The organism is Corynebacterium nasorum (genome assembly GCF_022347325.1).
In the GTDB taxonomy this organism is placed as follows: Bacteria; Actinomycetota; Actinomycetes; order Mycobacteriales; family Mycobacteriaceae; genus Corynebacterium; species Corynebacterium kefirresidentii.
The window spans coordinates 16,616-36,789 of record NZ_JAKRDU010000013.1 but is presented as its reverse complement, the minus strand read 5'-3'; the positions used below and the strand labels follow the sequence as shown (position 1 = coordinate 36,789).

The following is a 20,174-nucleotide window of genomic DNA, read 5'->3' as shown; positions in this document are numbered from 1 at the left end:
TCTTGGAAGCATGGCCAAGAAGAAAAAGAACAAGGAACAGCTGCCTGAGGGCATGTCCCGCCGCCAGGCAAAGCTCGCCGCCCGCGCCAAGGAGCGCGCTGCCCTAGAAAAGGATCCCCGCCCCTACGGTGGACTTGCTGCAGAGGCCAGCCTGGTCGCCATGCAGGAGTTCGTCCCCTCCGCTTTTGCCAAGCTTGAGGTCAAGGGCTGCGATAAGAACGTAAATGTAGCCACCGTCTTGCCGGGTGCTTCTGCTGCGCTAATTCGTGATGCCGAATTTGGCGGCGATGCCTTCGTGGGCTTGCAGGTACAGTCGCATACCCATAACCCGGGCCGCGACCTCGCCTTTGCCCTCAACTGGGTGAAGAATAATGAGCCTGGCGCCACCCTGGAATCCACTGCGGCTGATGGCTCGGAGCCGAAGCTGGAAGAGCTTATCGACGCCTCCGCTACCCTCGACGTGCAGGTGCACCAAGACTTCGAATGGTGGATCCCGGAGGGTGCACAGGTCACCCCGCAGATTGCGCAATCCCTGCGCGCAGCTAATGATTCCGTCATCGAGTCCCACGAAGTGGGCGAGAACATCACCGGCGCTGCTTTCTGGGCAAATGCCGGCGGTGGCAAGGCTCATATTCGTTGGGTCCGCCCGAGTGACGATGAATCCGCATTCTTGAATGCGCTGGCACGCGTAGCCGCCCGCGGTGAGCTGAACCTCGGTGAAGATACCAAGTTTGCCGGTGTCTTCCGCACCCACGGCCTTATTGCCCCAGTCTTTGACTTGGATCCAGAGGTTGACCACGCTTCCTATGAGGACCACCTCACCCGCGTGGATAAGGCCCTGGAGGAGGAAATTTCTAATGATGCTCAGCTCAGCGCCGATGAGCGCAAGCAGCTCGAAAACATCAAGTCTCGTCAGGTGACCTTGCGTTAAAGACATAAAAAATGGCACCTACTGTGGCGGAGGTGCCATTTTTTGATCCCTATTTGAGGGAATCCCACAACCCAGAGGCTGCTTCCTCGTCCCAGAGGACTACGTTGCCTACCTCGGTGTCTTGGAACCCACCGATGGGGACGGTTTCTGTTTCCACACCGGAGCCCATGGCAAGCGCCACGCGGGCAAGATGCCAGACGTGGTCACCGTTGCCCACGATGAACGAGGAAGCGGTGTGGTTGACCAAGGAGTAGGCGCGGAATGGGTTGATAATGGTGGCAGGAGAAGCCACCTTATCCAGCAAAGCGGAGAAGAATTCGCGCTGGCGCTGCACGCGGTCTAGGTCACCCATGGCAGTAGCACGGGTGCGCACGTAACCGAGGGCATCACGGCCCTTGAGTTTCTGGCAGCCGTCTTGGAGATCGATGCCGGCGAGCGGGTCATTGATGGGTTCTTTCACGCACACGTCCACGCCGCCGACAGAATCGACCACATTGGCCAGGCCACCCATACCGATCTCGGCATAGTGGTCGATGTGCAGACCGGTTGTCCCTTCAACGGTTTGGGCGAGTAGCTGCGGTCCACCGTAGGTAAAGGCGGCATTGATCTTGTCCATGCCAAAACCGGGGACTTCCACGTAGCTATCGCGCGGAATGGACACAAGCTTGGCCTTGCCGGTGCGAGGGATGTGCAGCAGCATGATGGTATCGGTGCGGCCTTCGCCCACATCGCCGCCGGTGCCCAGTTCAGCCTGCTGTTCTTCGCTGAGTCCCTGACGGGAATCGGAACCAACAAGCAACCAGTTGGTGCCGGCGGTATTAGGCACTTGGTCTTCGGGGAGCGCCTCGATACGGGTCAGGCGAGCATCGGTCCAAAACATGAAGACGAGGTTGAATACCAAGAGGACAACAAGCGCCATACCAATACAACCAAGGGCGCGCTTGGCCGGATTGACCTTCTTGCGGCGGCTATGCGGGCGCTGGCGGGGCGCCGGTCGGGGTTCGGTCCGACGGGGCGGTCGTTGCTGCGCTCGGTATTGACTCGGGTAGCGGCTCGGCGTTGGGGGCGGGGTGCGGCGCGGTGGCTGTTGCTGCCGCTGTGGCTGCGGAGCGCGGAAGGATTGCTGTTCCGGTTCGACGCGCCGCGGCGTCGGGCGGGCGGAGGAACGGCGTCGAATGGGGCGGCCGTATCGATCCTTGAGGGGACGCCCATCGGCCCCAAGGACGAATTCAGTGGAGGAACCGTCGCCGGCGCGGCGGGCCTCCCTATGCGGATCTCGTCCTGATTCAGTCATGCGCTATACCTTACAAGGTGCGGGGAGTTTCGCCCGCTTCGCGACGTCCCCCTAAGGGCATTTTCACAGGAAGGAATAACCCACGAAAGCGACGGCGTCGATAAGAAAATGCGCTATGACCAACGGCCATACCCGTCCCGTGCGGTGGTAGTAGTAGCCATACACTAACCCCATCACGATATTGCCACATCCAGCAGAAACTCCCTGGTAGAGGTGGTAAGAACCGCGCAAGATAGAGCTCGCGGCAAGTATTGTCGGCAGGGACCAACGGGCCTGGCGCAAGCGCGTCATAAACCACATCACCACCACGGTTTCCTCCGCAAAGGCATTAGCCGCTGCCTTAAAAAGGGAAACGGGAATATGCACCCAAGCATTGGCAAAATCGCCGGGGATGACCTCTTTGCTCCACCCGAAGTGGACTGCCGTGAAATATAGGGCGAGTCCCGGAATTCCAATAAGTGCGGCAAGCCCTGCCCCCTCCAGCCAGTCGCAGGCGCGGTAGGCGCGCGGGAAAATATGGTCCTTAGCCAGCAGGAAGAGTGCTAAAGCACCATAGGAGCAGAGTACGGCGGCCGAGCACAGCTGCAGGCCCATATCCACCCAGGCTAAAGAGGAGAGGCTGGAGTTGAGCGTGACCGATTGCTCATTGAGACGCTGCGGTGAGGCGAAGGAATTGATGAGGTTCAACACCGCCCGCACCCCGGAAATACCAAAGGTGAGGGTGAGGACGATGAGCAGTTCGGCGCGTAGAGACTTGGTCATGGGTGCAGGATATGGGCGAGGCCGAGGAGGGAGGCGTCGGAAAGCGTAATGCCTCCCAGGTGTACTCCCACCGGTGGGTGATTAGGAATGGTCCACGGCACGGAAATGGCGGGAAGTTGGGCCATATTAAACAGCGAACCCCACGGGGACCACCGGGTCTGGGCTGCGAAATTCTCCTCATGGGACAGAGACAGGAAATATCCGGTGCGCGGTGGATCCGTGGTCAGCATCGGGGTGAGGATGGCATCTACGCCCCACTCTTGGGCCAGTAGGTCCGGCAGCTGCCGAACGTGTGCCCGCGCCGCGGCCACCTCAGCAGAGCTGACGCGCCGCCCCTGCTGGGCAATCCACTCGGCGTAGCCTTCTGCTGGGTGAAGCTCCGCTAGGCGGGAGGTAAAAATATTCCGGAAATGCGCAAAGGTAGACCGAGCCTGAGGGTAGGGGGAAATGGGCACTACCTTAAAGCCGGCAGCCTGTAGGCGCTGGGCGGCCTCGCGGGCGGCGCGGAGGTGGTGCGCAGCGACGCTGACATCGCAAAACAACGGCTCCAGCAGCAGACCGATGCGGGCGCGCGGGGTGATCATGCGGTGGCCATGCAAAAACGCATTATCGGCCACGGTTCGGGTAATAAAACCCTGCACACCTAGCTCCGCACCCGCCGGTTTGAAACCCACGACGCCGCAGGCCGCGGCCGGCACGCGGATGGATCCGCCGCCATCGCTGGCGTGGGCTGCTCGCAGCAATCCTCGCGCGACCTGCACCGCCGCGCCACCCGAAGAACCACCTGGGGTGCAGCCGGGGTAGAGGGGATTATCGGGGTGGGGCAGGCCCACCGGTTCCGTATCTACGCGCAGGCCGAGCTCCGGAGCGGAGGACTTACCGATGATATGCGCGCCCTGCTTTTCCAAGTCCTCTATAAAGGAATCGCTACGCTCAGGGTAGTAGGTACGATCGATGTTTCCCAAGGTAGTGGGCATGCCGCGGACATCGCAGAGATCCTTAGCGGACAGGACCCAGCCGCTTAGCCGGCCGTAGGCGGAAGGCTTGCGGTCCAGATCCACGTAGGTAAAACCATGCTCTGCAGCGGAAAGGCCGTGCAGAGCTGAACGGAGTTGTTCTACGGAAAAGTCCATAAATCCTCAATATAGAGTCCCTGTGGATCGACTCGAAGCTGTTACTAGGTGGAAACGCTTGCCCAGTAGTACTTCAGCAAAAGCGAGGGAGAGAACTTCTAGGTTCTGTTATGGGTGGCCCACCTAGCGATCAGGAAAGAGGAGGTCAGTATGCCTAGGAAGAATAATTTCAAGGCCGTCCTCTTAGGATACAAGTTGCGTCGCGATAGGAACCGAGTACGCTACTCGCGGCGGGATGAGCCTAGGGCACAGGCGTACTACAGTCGGGATCTGTTAACTCGTTCGCATTTATTTGACACGAAAGCCAGCGAGCGAAGACAGCTTGGTGAGCCAGGGTCAATGCCTAAAGATAATCCAAGCGTATCGGGGTATAGGGATTGTGCACCTTGCTAGATCCCAACGGAATTGGTCGAAGTCCATAACCTCCTTACTTAGTTTCCGAGCCAGAGACCTTATCAAGCGGAAAGCGAAAAGTGTGCTGGCATGCGGCATAGTCTCCAGAATCCGATTACCAGTTTCACATGGAATGCGGGCTTTGCATGGGAATCAAAATTATTGGAGCAAAACAGATTTGATCCTAACCGAAGGCTGCCGCACTTGTTATGCCATCCGATCGATAAGCTGCTTTACTTCGTTGATCATGACCTTCCCCATTGCATTCCGGGGGAGAGAATCAGTGAAGTAGACATCTCTTGGAATTGAATGGGAGGCTAAATTGTCATCCACCCAGTCTCGGACATCGTCTTCGGTTACAGAAGATCCATCGGTAACTACAATAGCCGCAACTCGTTGGAATTTCTCGGCATCGTCAACCCCGATTGCGAAGGCTTCTTTAATATGGGGATGTTTCTCTATTACTTCGGTGACGGATTCGGGATGAACATTCTCACCGCCGACAATTATCATGGAGTCTGAGCGCCCGACAACATGTAGGTATCGCTCGGAGTCATAGAAGCCCATGTCACCCATGTTAATCATGCCTCCGGTGTTAGTGACGTAAGGTGGTTCTTTGTCGGGATTCGTGTACTCGTCTAGCATCATCGGGCTCTTCATTGCGATTTGTCCGATACGGCCAGTAGGTACTTTATTTCCGTTGCCATCATGAACTAAAACTTTCATTCCAGGTGATGGCTTTCCTACGATTGAAGGATCACGGAGGACGACCTCAGGGGAAGCGCAGGTTGTCATATCAGTTTCAGTTGACCCGTACAGATTGGAAACAATCGGACGGCCAAAACGTGAATTAGCGCGTTCGACCAAATCCTTCGTAACTTTATTACCGCTTGACCCTATCCATTTTAAGCTTTCAAGCGAGTAGTCATCGCTGAGCATGTCCTTCAAGAAGATAGGAGAAGAGATACTCCCTTCGCATTGGTAGCGATCGATGAGTTCCATGCCCTCTTTAGGGTCGAAGATCCGCCGAATAACCAGGGTATTTGCTCCGGCGAATGCAATATTAAGCCCGCCGTGTCCCCATGCATGGAAAAGTGTGCAAGGCATGTATATTGTTTGGAGAGGTCTCCAAGCCATTACCGAAAGGATTTGCCCCAATGTAATGGGGAACATTGGATCATTTCTACCGACTCCTTTAGGGGTACCAGTCGTGCCGGAGGAAAACAGAACATTAGGGGACTGTCCGGGGATGAGCGGAAGCTTGCCTTTCGGGGTCTGGTCAAGAACATGTGAAATGGAGTCTACGATGCGAGGGTGAGTGCTCTTGGAAGCTCGAGGACCGTTGAGGATAACTACCTCAACGGTGCTGGGCAGCTTATGGGCTAACTCGCTATCCGCGAAAACTAAACGTATATTGTTTTGGTTGATCAGTGTTGTTAACTGTTCTTTCGAGGCTTGCACATTTAGCATATTGCACGACATGCCATTATACGATTTTGCTATAGCGGCATCGATTGTCTCAATCGAATTTAGTGCAAGTACGCCATACGAAAAATCTCGACGCTTCACTCCGTGACTTTCTGCATAATCAATCAGCCAACGGGAGACGTGTTGAATTTCGGCGCTCAAATCTTGAAAGCTGATTGACCGGCGATCGTCTATCACGGCTATCCTGTTGGGGTGGTTCAGCCGGGCATTTTCCAAGTTGCGGGCGAAAGAAAAATGATAGCGGATTATATTGGGCAACGCCATAAGAATTGCCTTTGGGTTATTACCAAGTCCGATAAACCCGGCGTTATGGGCTGTTCGAAGCATGAACTTCATGCCGATTGCAGTCGCTTTGGCATTTTCTAGGGTTCTAATAAAGCGCACGGTTGTCCTTTCAGGTTGGATAGAGACGAAGCGTAAAAATTATAAGGCGAATAAATTATAAGGCGAATGAACCTTAATAGCGAGTTCTTGCAAAGCGTTAGCGAAACTTGAGGCCCTTATTCGCATAACATGGTGCGTTATAAGTACGCACGTGGTAACGGTATATGTGCTGACGCGAGAACACGTTTATGTAGCGAACTGACTACATTCCTAATGTGTTGCGAGTTTAGACTGGAGAGAACATGAATATTAATCGCGTAACTGTATTTGGCGGCGGGACCCTCGGTGCCCAAGCGGCATTGCAATTCGCACTTTACGGAAAGCAGGTCACGGTCCTAGGCCGTTCCGATAATTCTTTGGAAAAGGCACTCAGTCGCATTCGTGCATATTCCAAAAAATATGAGGAAGAAACGTCCTTCACGGCTGAAGAAGTTCTCCGGGCGCAGAAAAGCATCAAAGTTTCCAGTTGGCCAAAGGAAGCATTGAGCGACACCGACCTCGTATTCGAATGCACAAGCGAGTCCAGAGAAGTTAAGAAAAAGGGTACTTGAAACAATTGAGGCAAATATCGACAGTGATAAAGTGGTCGTCGCTACAAATTCTTCAACTTTATTACCGAGCTCGTTGGTGAAATACCTAAAAGATGGTTCTCGCTTCCTAGCTATTCACCTGGCAAACGAAATATGGAAGCGTAGTACAGCGGAAATCATGCCTCATCCGGGAACGAAACCGGAGCTTATGGATGAAGTAACACAGTTTGTCAAGGAAGTCGGGCTAACCCCTGTTCCTCTAATGAAGGAGCAGCCTGGATATATACTAAACTCTCTAATGATCCCTTGGCTAAGGGCGGGGCTGGATTTGGCGGCGACAGGCGTTGCTTCCCCAAAGGACATAGATGCAGTGTGGGAAGCCGTGATGGGGTCTGAAGGGCCGTTTCGAGTAGTCGACATAGTCGGCTTGCGCACGATCGTCTCGGTTTTGTCTTTGGAAGTTGAAGCCGGCATCGAGGGGTCCCAAAAAATTATTGACTATCTAACCGAGGCGTACATCTCTAAAGGCTGTCTGGGAGTCGAAAGCGGCAAGGGAATTTACGATTACAGTTGATCTGAAGTTTACAAATCGTAAGATTTAAAGTATACTGGCTAAAGTTTGTATCGTTAAAAAGGCTCTCGACAAGGTTTCTCAATGTGAAAAAAGTTCGTAAGGGAATTGTCGCTGCTTCGCTATTCTTCTGTACGATGGCTACTTCTCTTTCTCCCGCCGGAGCAGCGCCATTTAGTAGTGACGAACGGCAGCTGCCGTATTTGGATCCATCACGAGTAAATCTCCAGGATTTAAATGCCAATCAGGCTGTCGAGAAGGTTTCTCCAAATAATCTTGTGACACTTGGCGACTCTATTTTTAGTAATCCCACTGCTGGTGACGCCGCATATAGCATGGCTACTCGAGGGGTACAGGATAGCGGGGTTCGCTCGGCTATGCGTGCAGCCTCACCTAATATCAGTGCACGCGGATGTGCGCAGGGCTTTCCGAGCATCCCTAAGTCACTAGCAGCTAACTTGAATGCTCCGTTGAATGACTACTCCTGCCCTGGCGCAACTCTTTACTCGCCAAACGGCGGCAATACAATTTTGTCTCAGGTAGACAGCGCCGTTCGGGATGGAGCGTTAAGTCCTAGCACCAAATATGTGGCTATTCAGGCCGGATACAATGACGTGTATAACAATTATACAGTGCCATCGGGAGAGCGCGTTAATGACGAACAACTGGCTGCACTTTTGAATTCACCCACGCAACGGGATCTTTTTGCGAGGGCCATGGATAGGGTTATCGACCGTGTTAAACGAGCGGCTCCAAACGCTACGGTAAAGCTGGTGGGATACCATACCATCACTGACGATCGTCCAGGCGGCTGGCAATGCCTATATCATGTGGGGTATGGACGGGGACGAGATAATGTCTTCGATACCAGTTATGCCTTCCCGATTTATTGGGATACCAGGGGAGAAATAAACTCTAACACTTGGATGCAGCAGGCTGCCGAGCGCAAGAACGTGGGATATATCGACACACGCGAGTTTTCCAAGGATCATGGCGAATGTGCTGCGCCCGAGGACCGTTGGGTAGGCGGGGTTTTGATCGATACTACTACGAGTAGTAATAATCTTGCCCTCCATTTGACAGATGTCGGGGTAAATGAAATTTCCCGTCACGTTGCTGCACAGTACCGCTAATTTAACTCAGTCTTCCAAAAGGAACATACTCAATCGTGCTCTTAGATACCAAGAATCCGAGTAGTCCACTTACTATGATCTTTAACTACTACAGTGGAGTGTTCGATAGTTTCGTCGACTCCGTAGTAAATGCAGTCCAGAATGCCGCACCGCAACTGCTCGGTATTGTTCAAACATTACCTTGGTAAGAAGGCCGAGCTATACATGGCGGTGTCGCGGTCGCCCCTTTAGTAGTGGATAGGTGTTAACTGTATGGCGGGGTCGAGAGCCCTCTGCTTAGATGAATTTTCCCAGCTGATATTATCTTTGCACCGCATATATTTTGACGAGGCTAGACTTGAGAAGTTTATCCCGCCTGCCGGTTTTGCGTTAGACTTCTCTTTTGTCCAATTACCTGCCGTTGCACTAAGATTTAAGGCGTGCGCCCCGCCGTATTGTAGGCATGAAATTAGCCAATATGACGACTTGCACACTGAATCATGATTCCACGCCAAGGGTTGCTTACCTTGGGCCGCCAGGATCCTTTACCCAAATCGCCGCTGAAACGTTAAGCTGTAAGTTTTCGGGAGCGACGATATTTTCGATGGGTTCTCCTTCGGAGGTCATTGGAACTCTTCACTGCGGAACTGCTGAATATGCATGCTTAGCGTTCGAAAACTCAGTAGAAGGTGCCGTTACTTCGACCTATGATGCGCTCACAGAATCTGGACCGGTCCAGATTTATGGCGAAGCGGATATTTCCATCGCGTTCAACATTATGACTTTGCCGAATCAACGAACGATTAGGCGGTTGAGCGCCCACCCGGTGGCGTTTCGTCAGATTCGCTCTTGGGTAAAGCAAAATTTACCCGAGGCAGATTTTGTCCCGGCTAGCTCAAACTCTGCGGCTGCAGAGGCCGTAATGCGAGGGCAGATGGACGCAGCCGCAGCACCGAGTCGCGCCGCGGAGCTCTTTGGGCTGGAGTCTATTGCGCGAGATATAGCGGATTTTCCTAATGCAAAAACCCGATTCATCTTGGTAGGGTTGCCAGGAAAGCCACCGGACCGAACTGGCCATGACCGGACAAGTGTCTTCTTCTCTCTTCCCAATAGGCCGGGTAGCCTGGTCGGAGCTCTGCAGGACTTTTCCCAACGAGGTGTTGATTTATCTAGGATTGAGTCTCGCCCTACACGAGATGTACTCGGTAATTATCGCTTTTTTGTGGATCTTATTGGGCATATCGAGGACCAAGCTGTTGCAGAAGCCCTGCGTGCACTAAAGATGCGGGCAGAGGATTTACTGTTTCTCGGTTCTTGGCCGGCGGCAACGCCTGCGGGCAAGCCGCCGCGCGATATCACCGCGGCGGATGATTGGGTAGCGCGGGCGCGCAGGGGCCAATAGTCTAGAAGCATGCCCGGAAGAATTATCCTGTTGCGTCACGGCCAGACCTATTCCAATATTTCTCGTCTTCTTGATACCCGCCCGCCTGGGGCCGAGCTTACTGAGCGCGGGCGCGACCAAGCCACGGAGGTTGGCCGTGAGTTAGCGCAGTTGGTGGGCGAGCGCGAGGTGGAATTTAAATGTTCAATTGCCCTGCGCGCTCAGCAGACTGCGATGCTGGCGGCGCGCGCCTTTGAACAGGAGCGCGGGGTGCCAGAGTTTTCTCAGCGTGTGGACGTGATTGCCGGCGTGCACGAGATTTCTGCCGGCGATTGGGAAATGGACGGCAGCGAGGATGCCCACCGTTCGCACATGGTGGCCATGCGCGGCTGGTGCGATGGCGAGCAGGACGCCGGCATGGAAGGTGGCGAGACCCTAGAGGATGTGCTGGCGCGCTACCAGCCGGTTCTGGAGGGCATTGCAGGCCAGCTTGCCGACGACCACGATGTCATCCTTGTCAGCCACGGCGCGGCCATCCGCGTGGTCACCAAGCATGCCACGGGGGTTGATGCCGACTTTGCCTATATCGGCTATCTGCCCAATTGTCGCTTCATGGTGATGGAGCCCTGCGGCAAGGACTTTGGGCAGTGGACATTGACCCGATGGGCAGATACGGAGCTCTAGCCCCAGCCTAGGCGGTGCAGCTCCTCTTCCTCGAGGCCAAAATAGTGGCCGAGCTCGTGAAATACCGTCACCTTGACCTGCTCTGCTAGGTCTTCCTCGCTGCCGGACCAGCGCTGCAGCGTCTTGCGATAAATAAAGATTGCATCGGGCAGGAAACCAGTGTGATCGAAGGTGCGGCGGGGCAGTGCCACGCCTTCATAGAGCCCGAGCAGCATCGGGTTATCGGGGTTTTCATCTTCGACCAAGATGACGAGGTTGCGCATGCGACGCACAAATTCCTCGGGGACCTGATCCAGCGCCGCGTTGACCATTTCATCGAAGCGCTCTTCCGAAACCTCCACCATTAGGGTGCTGGGGCTGGTGCGGGGGCGGCGGATTCGGGCGGCGGATTTTTGTCCTTATCCTCGCGCAGCGGATTGCGCTCAGGTCGCTCCTCCGGCGGCTTGCCATCGATAGTCAGCGCCTGGCGGCCACCGGTAGCGGAGCCGGTGATGGCGGAGAAGCCGCCGCCTGCGCGGGCATGGACAAGGAAGCAATTGACGGACTTCGTGCCGCCATTCCACGAGGCCTCGGTGATAGAACCCCAGAACGGTTGCAGCGTGGATTGATAGAGTTGTTCCTCGCCGCCGAGGTAGTCCTCGGTAGCGGCGGTGCAGGTATCGGAAAGGAATTTGTCCATATCCTTGCCATCCGGGTAGCCATCAGGGAACTGCTTGCCCACATCAATGACGGATACGGTCTCCATCTGGTGCGGCTTAGCGCAGTCAACGACGTGTGGAACCTGCTTGTCATCGATGGCCAAGCATTCGCCCGGCTTGGTGAGGTTGGCCTGCTCGGAGGCTTCTACGTTGCCGAGATTAAGCTGCGGTACGCCGTGGTCATCGGTGGTTTGCAGGCCGCAGAGTAGGGTGCGGTCGCCGCGATCCCAGGCAGACTGCGGCGGGAGAATGGATGCTACGTCGTACTTGCCGTTGGGATCCCACTTGCCGTGCAGGTAGTTCACGGTGGCGGATTCGCACAGCTCATCGCGCAATTGGTGTTGGCGGGTAAGTGCCGGGCGAGTAGCATCTGGACCGAATTCGCTGGTGGGGTACACACTTAAGTCTTCGGTCTTGGAGACCTCGAAGCGGTGCTGTTCGGAACAAGGTACTTCCTTGAACCCTGTGGCGGAGCCATCTTGCGCTATATCCCACGTCAAGCAGGCACCAGCGGCCGCGGCGGTGAAAGGTTCCGGTTTAGGGGCAGCGGTTTCTGAATTATCCCCGCTATCGTGCTGCTGGGCAGCGGTGGTCTCATCGCTGCCCGATTTCTGGGAGCTGATAACGCCGTAGATGCCCATGAAAACGGCCGCCGCGATTGCCGCAATCAAGACAATCTGGACGGCCACAGCGGAACGCCACGCAGGTGATTTCTTCATAAGGCCCCTAATCTTACCTTTTAACCTGGATGCTGGCTAGAGACTGTTCTCCCTAGCCACCCGGGTAGTCAGGCGATAGCGGTCGGTGCGATAAACCGAGGAGCACCACTCCACCGGCCTATCGCCCGAGCGGGAGTAGCGCACAATGTGGAGCAGCGGGGTGCCCACGGGGACGTCGAGAAGCGGGGCAGTGTCCGCATCGGCCGATATTGCAGAGACCGTCTGATCCGCATCGGTAATGGGGACATCAAAGACAGAATCGAGGATGGCGTAGACCGAGTTGTAGATGTCATTTTCCAAAAGGCTGGGCGCGAACGTGGAGTTATACCAGCCATCGTCGATGGAGTACGGTTCGCCATCGCCCAAGCGCAGGCGGCGCAGGTGAATATGTTCGGTGTTAGCGGGCGTATCAAAAAAGATGGCGGCATCCTCTGGGGCGCTGCTGCGGCCGCTAGTAAGGATTTTAGAAGAGGCGGTGACGTCTTGGGCGCCCATCTCATCTGAAAATGAGGCCAGGTGGAGCCGGGAGACTAGGGGATTGGGGGCCACGAAGGTGCCCTTACCGCGGATGCGGCGCAATTTCCCGGCCGCGACGAGATCTCCGATGGCGCGGCGTACTGTGATACGTGACACCCCGTAGGTCTCTTCAAGGAGCCTTTCGCCGGGGAGGGTATCGCCGGGTTTGAGGGTCGTGCGGCACAATTCTTCGAGGATATCGTGCAATTGGGCGTGTTTTGGAACGGGGCCGTCCGTAATAGTGCGGGCGGGGAGCTGAACGGCGGACATAACTCCATGGTAATTCGCTGGTTATTACCACCGCAAGGTGTTGTCAATACGCTAAACTTACATTCGTGATTGATCTCAAGCTACTCCGCGAAAACCCTGACGTTGTCCGTGCTTCCCAGGTGAATCGAGGTGAGGATCCCTCCCTCGTAGACCAGCTCTTGGAAGCTGATGAGCAGCGCCGTGCTGCTATTCAAAAGGCCGACGAACTGCGCTCCGAGCAGAAGGCTTTTGGCAAGAAGATCGGCCAGGCCTCCCCGGAAGAGCGCCCGGCTTTGCTAGAGGGCTCCAATGAGCTGAAGGCCAAGGTCAAGGAAGCGGAAGAGGCACAGTCTGCCGCTGAGGCCAAGGTGGAAGAGCTGCAGTACAAGCTGGATAACGTGGTTGAAGGCGCCCCAGCCGGCGGCGAAGATGACTTCGTGGTGATGGAAGAGGTCGGCCAGATTCCTGAGTTCGACTTCGAACCGAAAGATCACCTTGAGCTGGGCGAGTCCCTGGGCCTTATCGATGTCAAGCGTGGCGCTAAGGTAGGTGGAGCTCGCTTCTACTACCTCACTGGTGACGGTGCCTTCCTCCAGTTGGGAATGCTTATGCTTGCAGCACAGAAGGCGCGCGAAGCTGGTTTCAAGCTAATGATTCCGCCAGTTCTAGTTCGCCCAGACATTATGTCCGGCACCGGGTTCCTGGGACAGCACTCCGATGAGGTGTACTACCTCCCAGCCGATGATATGTACCTAGTCGGTACCTCTGAGGTGGCCCTTGCCGGCTACCACAAGGATGAGATTATCGACCTTTCTAACGGTCCGCTGCAGTACGCTGGCTGGTCCTCCTGCTTCCGCCGCGAGGCCGGCTCCCACGGTAAGGACACTCGCGGCATCCTGCGCGTCCACCAATTCGACAAGCTGGAGATGTTCGTTTACTGCAAGCCTGAAGATGCGGAGGAAATGCACCAGCGCCTTCTATCCATGGAAAAGGACATGCTTGAAGCCATGGAGCTGCCCTACCGCACCATCGACATTGCCGGTGGCGACCTCGGCTCTTCGGCAGCCCGCAAGTTCGACAATGAGGCTTGGGTTCCTACCCAAGGCACCTACCGCGAGCTGACTTCCACCTCGAACTGCACCACCTTCCAGGCTCGTCGCCTGTCTACCCGTTACCGTGACGAGAATGGTAAGACCCAGACCGCAGCTACCTTGAACGGCACCCTGGCGACTACTCGCTGGCTAGTTGCTATCTTGGAAAACCACCAGCAGGCCGACGGCTCTGTCGTTGTCCCTGAGGCCCTGCGCCCCTTCGTGGGCAAGGATGTCCTCACCCCGCAGTAAGTCCGCCGTCGTCCTGGAGAGTTATGAACGCTGCGACGAATTTCCTGTATCGCCAGATCACTCACATTGGTAGGGGGGTGACTCTGGCGCAGGGATTAAAAATGCGCCTTTCGGGTGAAGAAAATATCCCCGATGAAGGCGGCGCGGTATTGGTCTGTAACCACACCGGCTACATGGACTTCCTCTTCGGGGCCTTTTTGGCTTACCGCAAAAAGCGCCTCGTGCGCTTCTTGGCAAAGGCTGGCATCTTTAAAGCCCCGCTAGCGGGTCCCTTGCTCAAGGCCATGCACCACGTGCCAGTTGATCGTATCGATGGCAGTGCCTCAATGCAGCAGGCGGTTCGGCTCGCTAAAGAGGGCGAACTTGTCGGGGTGTTTTCTGAAGGCACGATTTCCCGCAGCTTCGAAATTCGCAGCATGAAAAGTGGTGCCTCCCGCATCGCCTATGAGGCTGGGGTGCCGGTAATCCCGCAGGTCATCTTCGGCTCCCAGCGCCTGTGGACCAAGGGGCATAAAAAGAATCTGGGACGGACGAAGACTCCAGTCTTTATCACTGCCCTAGAACCGTACTATCCCACTGGTGATGCGGAAGTCGATACCGCGGAGATTAGGCGCCGAATGCAAGAGGCGTTGGAAGGGCTATGGGAACAGTTCGAAGCTGAATTTGGCCCCATGCCAGCGGGCGAATATTGGGTGCCCGCCCGTAAGGGCGGCGGCGCTCCCACCCTCGAAGAGGCGGAGGAGCAGGACGCTGAAGTAGAAACTGAGCGCCACCGTGTGCGCCGGCTACGTGATGATCTGGTGGGGCTTAAAGAACGCGTATCCGTCACCACGGTTGACCTAGTGCGCAACCGCATGGCCGCCGCCAAGGGGGATGAAGAGGATGTGCCCAAGACTAAGGCACGCACCGCCCCAGAGACTTTGGATTGGATCAAAGCCAATCTCAACGCCGTGGTGGAAGAGGCAACACGTGGTTTGGATGAAGGCCGCGATAAGGTCGCGGATATTATGGCGCAACTGAAATCTGATGTGGCGCAAACCCAGGCTTCCATTACCGCCAGCAGCAAAGAGATTTGGGCCGGTTCTAAAGCTGAGCAGGGCCTTTTGGCAGCAGCTACCCAATCCCGGCTTATCGTCTCGCGCCTGCCGCACCGCATGAAGGCTCAATTCTCCTCCATCCCGCGTGTGGTGGTAGCGCATAGTAGTGCGCTGAATTGGGAGGATGGAGCACTGACCCCGCGGTTGCGCAAGGCTTTTGCGGATATCTACCCGGCGGCCGAAGTTCTCATAGTGGTATCGCCCGCGGGCGATGTGGATGTTCCACAAGCCGTGTGGACCATTGTCATTGATGAGGATGTTGCACAGCCGCGCCTCGATGCTGCAGCAATGTCCGTTACTGCCGCCAGTGCGGCACAAGGCGTGGAGCGCATCCTAGAGGATCTGCAAGATGAGCCAGAAGAGACTCTGGTCTTTGCAAATGAGCCGGGGGATGAGGACTTCCTCGAATGGATGCCGGTGGTGGCTTTGGAAACTGCCCCGATAGAGGTGGTCAAGGGTGCTCAAGCGGTAACTTACTCGGCAGAAAAGGCCGGAATGTCAGAGGTACTCGAGGCGATGGCGCGTTTAGCGAAGAAATAGCGACAGTTTTTCGTCCGCTTTACACCCCCGCGAGGGGGTGGTTTTCTTTTTGGAAGTCTAAGTATTTTAAGGAAACTGACTGCTTACGGGCCTGAAACTTACGTGTGAGTAACCACATGTGTAACTCAAGTCGGTGACCCCTAACATATATTTTAGGAGATGAAGTCTCTGTAGCCCCGGTGCGATACTTTCCACCGAACCCATAATTACCTGCTTTTAGCTGTGCTTATGCCATCTCATTCACGGACCTATGGCCCAGGCACATGCAAGCACCAAGGAAGGAGATGCGGTCAGTAATGATCCAGCAAAGCAATCAATCCTTTAACCCCGAATACTTTGAAAATCTATGGAACGGGTACGCAGATGAGGACTACGACGTAGTCATTATCGGTGGCGGTTCCGTGGGTGCCGGAGCGGCAGCGGATGCCGCCACCCGCGGTCTCAAGACCGCCGTCATTGAGGCACGCGACTTCGCCGCAGGTACCTCTTCCCGCTCCTCCAAGATGTTCCACGGTGGCCTGCGCTACCTGGCAATGTTTGACTTCCGCCTCGTGGCTGAGTCCCTCAAGGAGCGCGAGCTCAACATGTCCACCCTGGCACCTCACCTAGTGAAGCCTTTGAAGTTCATCTTCCCGCTGACCCACCACGTGTGGGAGCGCGTCATGATGTTCGGTGGATTCACGCTGTATGACCTCATGGGCGGATCGAAGAGCGTGCCAATGCAGAAGCACTTGACCCGTAAGGGCGTGCTGAAGGTGACCCCGGGCCTGAAGGATGATGCCATTGTGGGTGGCGTTCGCTACTACGACACCCTCGTGGATGACGCCCGCCATACCATGACCGTGCTGCGTACCGCCGCCGAGTACGGCGCCGATGTCCGCACCAATACCGATGTCATTGGCTTTGACAAGGACCGCGGCGGCCGCATCGTAGGTGCCAAGGTCCGCGATACCGCCACTGGGCGCGAAACCACTGTGCGCGGCAAGGTCTTCATCAACGCTACCGGCGTGTGGAATGACAAGGTTCAAGAGATGGCCGGCGTGGAAGGCAAGTTCACCGTGCACGCGTCCAAGGGCGTGCACATCGTTGTGCCAAAGGATGCGCTCGATGCGGACGCGGCCCTGTGCTTCGTAACCGAAAAGTCCGTCCTCTTCGTTATCCCATGGGGCGAGTACTGGATCATCGGTACCACTGACACCGATTGGGAAAAGGGACTGTCCCTGCCGGATCCGGCACCAACCAAGTCCGATATTGATTATATTTTGGACCAGGTTAACCAGCGCGTACGCCGTAAGATCACCCGCGATGACATCGTGGGCGTCTACTCCGGTCTACGCCCGCTGCTGTCCGGCAAGTCTGATTCCACCACCAACCTTTCCCGTAACCACGCCGTTGCGCGCGTGGCCCCAGGCATGGTCTCTGTTGCCGGCGGTAAGTACACCACGTACCGCGTCATTGGTAAGGACGCCGTGGATCTAGCAGTCCAAGAACTAGATACCAAGGTGCCAGAGTCCATCACTGAGCAAACCCCGATCTTGGGCGCCGCTGGCTACCATGCTCTAGCTAACCAAGTCCCATCTCTGGCCCGTCGCTACAACCTGAGCGAAAAGTTCATCGAGCACCTGCTTGGCCGCTATGGCTCCCTGCTGGGTGAGGTTTTGGCACCTGCAGCCGAGGATGCTTCGCTGCTGGAGCCAGTTCCAGGTGCCGAGTCCTACCTGTGGGCCGAGGTCCGCTACGCCGTCACTCACGAAGGCGCATTGCACTTGGAGGACATCCTGTCCCGCCGTCTGCGTATCGCCATCGAGTTTGGTGACCGCGGCGTAAATGCCGCCCCGGCAGTTGCTGACTTTGTGGCACCACTGCTGGGCTGGAGCGAGGCCGACAAGGAGCGCGAGGTATCCCAATTCAAGGCCCACACCCAGGCCGAACTTGAAGCAGAAGCTGCGGTAACTGACCGCGAGGCCAATGACATTTTGGTCCGCGCAGGATCTGCCCGACCTACCCAAAACGAGGTATAAGTTATGACCGGATTTGATGCATTCCTGTGGGAGTTTATCGGCACTGCGTTGCTGCTCCTTCTAGGTAACGGCGTATGTGCGCTGGTAAACCTGCGCACCTCTGGCGCGCGCGGCTCCGATTGGGTCGTTACCGCCCTAGGCTGGGGCATGGCGGTCTTTGTCGGCGCCAGCGTGGCCGATCCCACGGGCGGGCACCTCAACCCCGCCGTCACCGTCATGTTGGCCGTCAATGGTTCGCTTGAATGGTCCCTAGTTCCGTACTACTGCCTGGGCCAGATCCTCGGCGCCATCTTGGGTGCCATCCTGGCGTGGGCTGCGTTCAAGCAGCTTTTCGACGCCAATAATTACGACGACGCCGGAAATGTCACTGGCGCCAATAAGAACACGAACGGTATCTTCTTTACCAAGCCGGCCCACCCTAAAAACGGGTGGAATGCGGTGACGGAGTTTATTGCTACCTGCGTGCTGTTGATGTTCATCGCCTTCGGCCCAACCGGCGGTGAGCTAGGCCCCATGAGCTACTTCGCTGTTGCCTTCGTTGTTGTGGCAGTCGGTCTGTCCCTTGGTACCCCCACGGGTTATGCCATCAATCCGGTCCGTGATCTGGGCCCGCGAATTGCCTATGCATTCATCTTGCCCATCCAGGACAAAGGCAGTGCGAACTGGGGCTATGCTTGGGTCCCTATCGTGGCCCCGTTGGTCGCGGCTGTAGCCGTTGGCCTGTTGTCCGTTGCGCTCTAAATCCATTTTTGTACAGGAGACTAGACACATGACTAACAAGAAATACGTCGCCGCAATTGATCAGGGAACTACGTCGACGCGCTGCATTATCTTTAACCACGATGGCGAGCAGGTTGCCGTTGGTCAGCTCGAACACGAGCAGATCTTTCCCGAAAAGGGCTGGGTAGAACACGACCCGGAAGAAATCTGGAGCAATACCCGTCGCGCCGTCGGTGAGGCTCTTGCCAATGGCGATATCACCGTGGAAGACATTGACTCGGTAGGTATCACCAACCAGCGAGAGACCACCGTGGTGTGGGATAAGCACACCGGCAAGCCGGTCTACAACGCTATTGTCTGGCAAGATACCCGCACTACCGCCATCTGTAAGGAGCTCTCGGGAGAGGAAGGCCCAGAAAGGTGGCGCCGCCGCACCGGTCTTTTCATTAACTCCTACCCGGCCGGCCCGAAGGTGAAGTGGATCCTCAATAACGTCGAGGGCGCACGCGAGCGCGCCGAGGCCGGCGATCTGCTCTTCGGCACCATTGACAGCTGGCTATTGTGGAACCTCACCGGCGGTGCCGAGGGCGATGCCGGACGTGAGGCTCTGCACGCTACCGACGTCACCAATGCCTCCCGCACCCTGCTCATGGACATCGAAAAGCTGGAGTGGGATGAGGAACTGTGCGAGGAAATGGGCATCCCGATGTCCATGCTGCCGGAGATTCGCCCATCCCTCGGTGATTTCCGTACCGTGCGTGAGCGCGGTTCGCTCTCCGGTGTTCCTATCCGCGCCATCCTGGGTGACCAGCAGTCTGCGATGTTTGGCCAAGGCTGCTTCCGCACCGGCTCCGCAAAGAATACTTACGGAACCGGGCTGTTCCTCCTGCTGAACACGGGTACTACCCCGAAGTTCTCGGAGAATGGCCTCCTGACCACCGTGTGCTTCCAGCGTGAGGGCGAGCGCCCTGTATACGCGCTGGAGGGCTCCGTGTCCATGGGCGGTTCCCTAGTGCAGTGGCTGCGCGATAACCTGCAGATTATCCCGAATGCTGCATCCATCGAGAACCTGGCGCGGGAAGTTAAAGACAACGGCGGCGTCTACATCGTGCCTGCCTTCTCTGGCCTCTTCGCCCCGTACTGGCGCCCGGATGCTCGTGGCGTCATCGTGGGTCTAACCCGCTTTGCCAACCGCAAGCACCTGGCCCGCGCCGTGCTCGAGTCCACTGCATACCAGACTCGCGACGTGGCCGATGCGATGGTGGCAGACTCCGGTGTGGAGATCACCGAGCTGCGCGTGGACGGCGGCATGACCATGAACGAACTTCTGATGCAGTTCCAAGCGGACATGCTCGGCGTGGAGGTACACCGTCCGAAGAATATCGAGACCACCGCGACCGGCGCGGCCTTCGCGGCAGGTTTGGACAATGGCTTCTGGGATGACCTGAGCGTTTTGGGTAGCCAGTCAGGAGACATGAAGGTGTTTAAGCCGAAGCGTGAGAAGGAAGAGGTAGAGGCTCTCTACCGCGACTGGAAGCGCGCTATTAAGCGTTCCTTGGACTGGGAAGATAACGAGGACGAGGATCTGGACTTCTAAGTCCTGAAGTA

General features: G+C 56.3%; 18 protein-coding genes. 11 read left to right on the top strand and 7 right to left on the bottom strand.

Going from position 1 to position 20,174, the window contains the following annotated elements:
- The first annotated feature begins 10 nt into the window (after positions 1-10).
- Entirely contained in the window at positions 11-931 is a 921-nt protein-coding gene (locus tag MHK05_RS09770) for a DUF5926 family protein (RefSeq protein WP_239206412.1), read from the top strand.
- A 49-nt stretch (positions 932-980) separates the two neighbouring features.
- Here MHK05_RS09770 and MHK05_RS09765 read toward each other — a convergent pair whose 3' ends face one another.
- The 4 genes from MHK05_RS09765 to MHK05_RS09750 form a co-directional block, all read right to left on the bottom strand.
- Positions 981-2,225, bottom strand: coding sequence for an LCP family protein (locus tag MHK05_RS09765; RefSeq protein ID WP_239206410.1), 1,245 nt, complete (start codon positions 2,223-2,225; stop codon positions 981-983).
- 63 nt (positions 2,226-2,288) lie between these two features.
- Complete coding sequence (locus MHK05_RS09760) at positions 2,289-2,987, bottom strand: CPBP family intramembrane glutamic endopeptidase (RefSeq protein ID WP_239206408.1); 699 nt, start codon at positions 2,985-2,987, stop codon at positions 2,289-2,291.
- Positions 2,984-4,120 (bottom strand): amidase, encoded by a 1,137-nt coding sequence (locus MHK05_RS09755; protein WP_239206406.1) that lies wholly within the window; start codon positions 4,118-4,120, stop codon positions 2,984-2,986. The genes MHK05_RS09760 and MHK05_RS09755 overlap by 4 nt, the downstream gene beginning before the upstream one ends.
- Before the next feature lie 600 nt (positions 4,121-4,720).
- Entirely contained in the window at positions 4,721-6,385 is a 1,665-nt protein-coding gene (locus tag MHK05_RS09750; RefSeq protein WP_239206404.1) for an AMP-binding protein, read from the bottom strand.
- Between the two features lie 242 nt (positions 6,386-6,627).
- Here MHK05_RS09750 and MHK05_RS09745 point away from each other — a divergent pair, with 242 nt between their 5' ends.
- The 5 genes from MHK05_RS09745 (at position 6,628) to MHK05_RS09725 (ending at position 10,663) form a co-directional block, all read left to right on the top strand.
- Positions 6,628-6,936: a 3-hydroxyacyl-CoA dehydrogenase NAD-binding domain-containing protein gene (locus MHK05_RS09745; protein WP_239206402.1), complete on the top strand. Its 309-nt coding sequence runs from the start codon at positions 6,628-6,630 to the stop codon at positions 6,934-6,936.
- Between the two features lie 31 nt (positions 6,937-6,967).
- Positions 6,968-7,489 (top strand): 3-hydroxyacyl-CoA dehydrogenase family protein, encoded by a 522-nt coding sequence (locus MHK05_RS11925; RefSeq protein ID WP_239206400.1) that lies wholly within the window; start codon positions 6,968-6,970, stop codon positions 7,487-7,489.
- An 83-nt stretch (positions 7,490-7,572) separates the two neighbouring features.
- Complete coding sequence (locus MHK05_RS09735; RefSeq protein ID WP_239206398.1) at positions 7,573-8,619, top strand: GDSL-type esterase/lipase family protein; 1,047 nt, start codon at positions 7,573-7,575, stop codon at positions 8,617-8,619.
- Between the two features lie 442 nt (positions 8,620-9,061).
- Entirely contained in the window at positions 9,062-10,000 is a 939-nt protein-coding gene (pheA, locus tag MHK05_RS09730; protein WP_239206396.1) for a prephenate dehydratase, read from the top strand.
- 9 nt (positions 10,001-10,009) lie between these two features.
- Complete coding sequence (locus tag MHK05_RS09725) at positions 10,010-10,663, top strand: histidine phosphatase family protein (protein ID WP_239206394.1); 654 nt, start codon at positions 10,010-10,012, stop codon at positions 10,661-10,663.
- On the opposite strand, the gene MHK05_RS09720 is transcribed toward MHK05_RS09725, so the two are convergent.
- The 3 genes from MHK05_RS09720 to MHK05_RS09710 are packed head-to-tail and all read right to left on the bottom strand — an operon-like array spanning position 10,660 to position 12,866.
- Positions 10,660-11,007, bottom strand: a complete 348-nt coding sequence (locus tag MHK05_RS09720; RefSeq protein ID WP_239206392.1) for a metallopeptidase family protein — start codon at positions 11,005-11,007, stop codon at positions 10,660-10,662. The two genes, MHK05_RS09725 and MHK05_RS09720, sit on opposite strands and share 4 nt — an antisense overlap.
- Positions 11,007-12,080, bottom strand: coding sequence for a septum formation family protein (locus MHK05_RS09715; protein WP_239206390.1), 1,074 nt, complete (start codon positions 12,078-12,080; stop codon positions 11,007-11,009). The genes MHK05_RS09720 and MHK05_RS09715 overlap by 1 nt, the downstream gene beginning before the upstream one ends.
- Before the next feature lie 36 nt (positions 12,081-12,116).
- Positions 12,117-12,866: a GntR family transcriptional regulator gene (locus MHK05_RS09710; protein ID WP_239206388.1), complete on the bottom strand. Its 750-nt coding sequence runs from the start codon at positions 12,864-12,866 to the stop codon at positions 12,117-12,119.
- 65 nt (positions 12,867-12,931) lie between these two features.
- Here MHK05_RS09710 and serS point away from each other — a divergent pair, with 65 nt between their 5' ends.
- The 5 genes from serS (at position 12,932) to glpK (ending at position 20,163) form a co-directional block, all read left to right on the top strand.
- Positions 12,932-14,188: a serine--tRNA ligase gene (serS, locus tag MHK05_RS09705; RefSeq protein WP_023020092.1), complete on the top strand. Its 1,257-nt coding sequence runs from the start codon at positions 12,932-12,934 to the stop codon at positions 14,186-14,188.
- A 101-nt stretch (positions 14,189-14,289) separates the two neighbouring features.
- Positions 14,290-15,825 carry a lysophospholipid acyltransferase family protein gene (locus MHK05_RS09700; protein WP_239206386.1) on the top strand — a complete coding sequence of 512 codons (1,536 nt, stop codon included), beginning with the start codon at positions 14,290-14,292 and terminating at the stop codon, positions 15,823-15,825.
- A 296-nt stretch (positions 15,826-16,121) separates the two neighbouring features.
- The gene (locus MHK05_RS09695) at positions 16,122-17,846 is read left to right on the top strand and encodes a glycerol-3-phosphate dehydrogenase/oxidase (protein ID WP_239206384.1); all 1,725 of its coding nucleotides are present in this window, start codon (positions 16,122-16,124) and stop codon (positions 17,844-17,846) included.
- Between the two features lie 3 nt (positions 17,847-17,849).
- The gene (locus MHK05_RS09690; protein ID WP_239206382.1) at positions 17,850-18,587 is read left to right on the top strand and encodes an MIP/aquaporin family protein; all 738 of its coding nucleotides are present in this window, start codon (positions 17,850-17,852) and stop codon (positions 18,585-18,587) included.
- A 28-nt stretch (positions 18,588-18,615) separates the two neighbouring features.
- Complete coding sequence (gene glpK / locus MHK05_RS09685; protein WP_239206380.1) at positions 18,616-20,163, top strand: glycerol kinase GlpK; 1,548 nt, start codon at positions 18,616-18,618, stop codon at positions 20,161-20,163.
- Positions 20,164-20,174 lie beyond the last annotated feature (11 nt).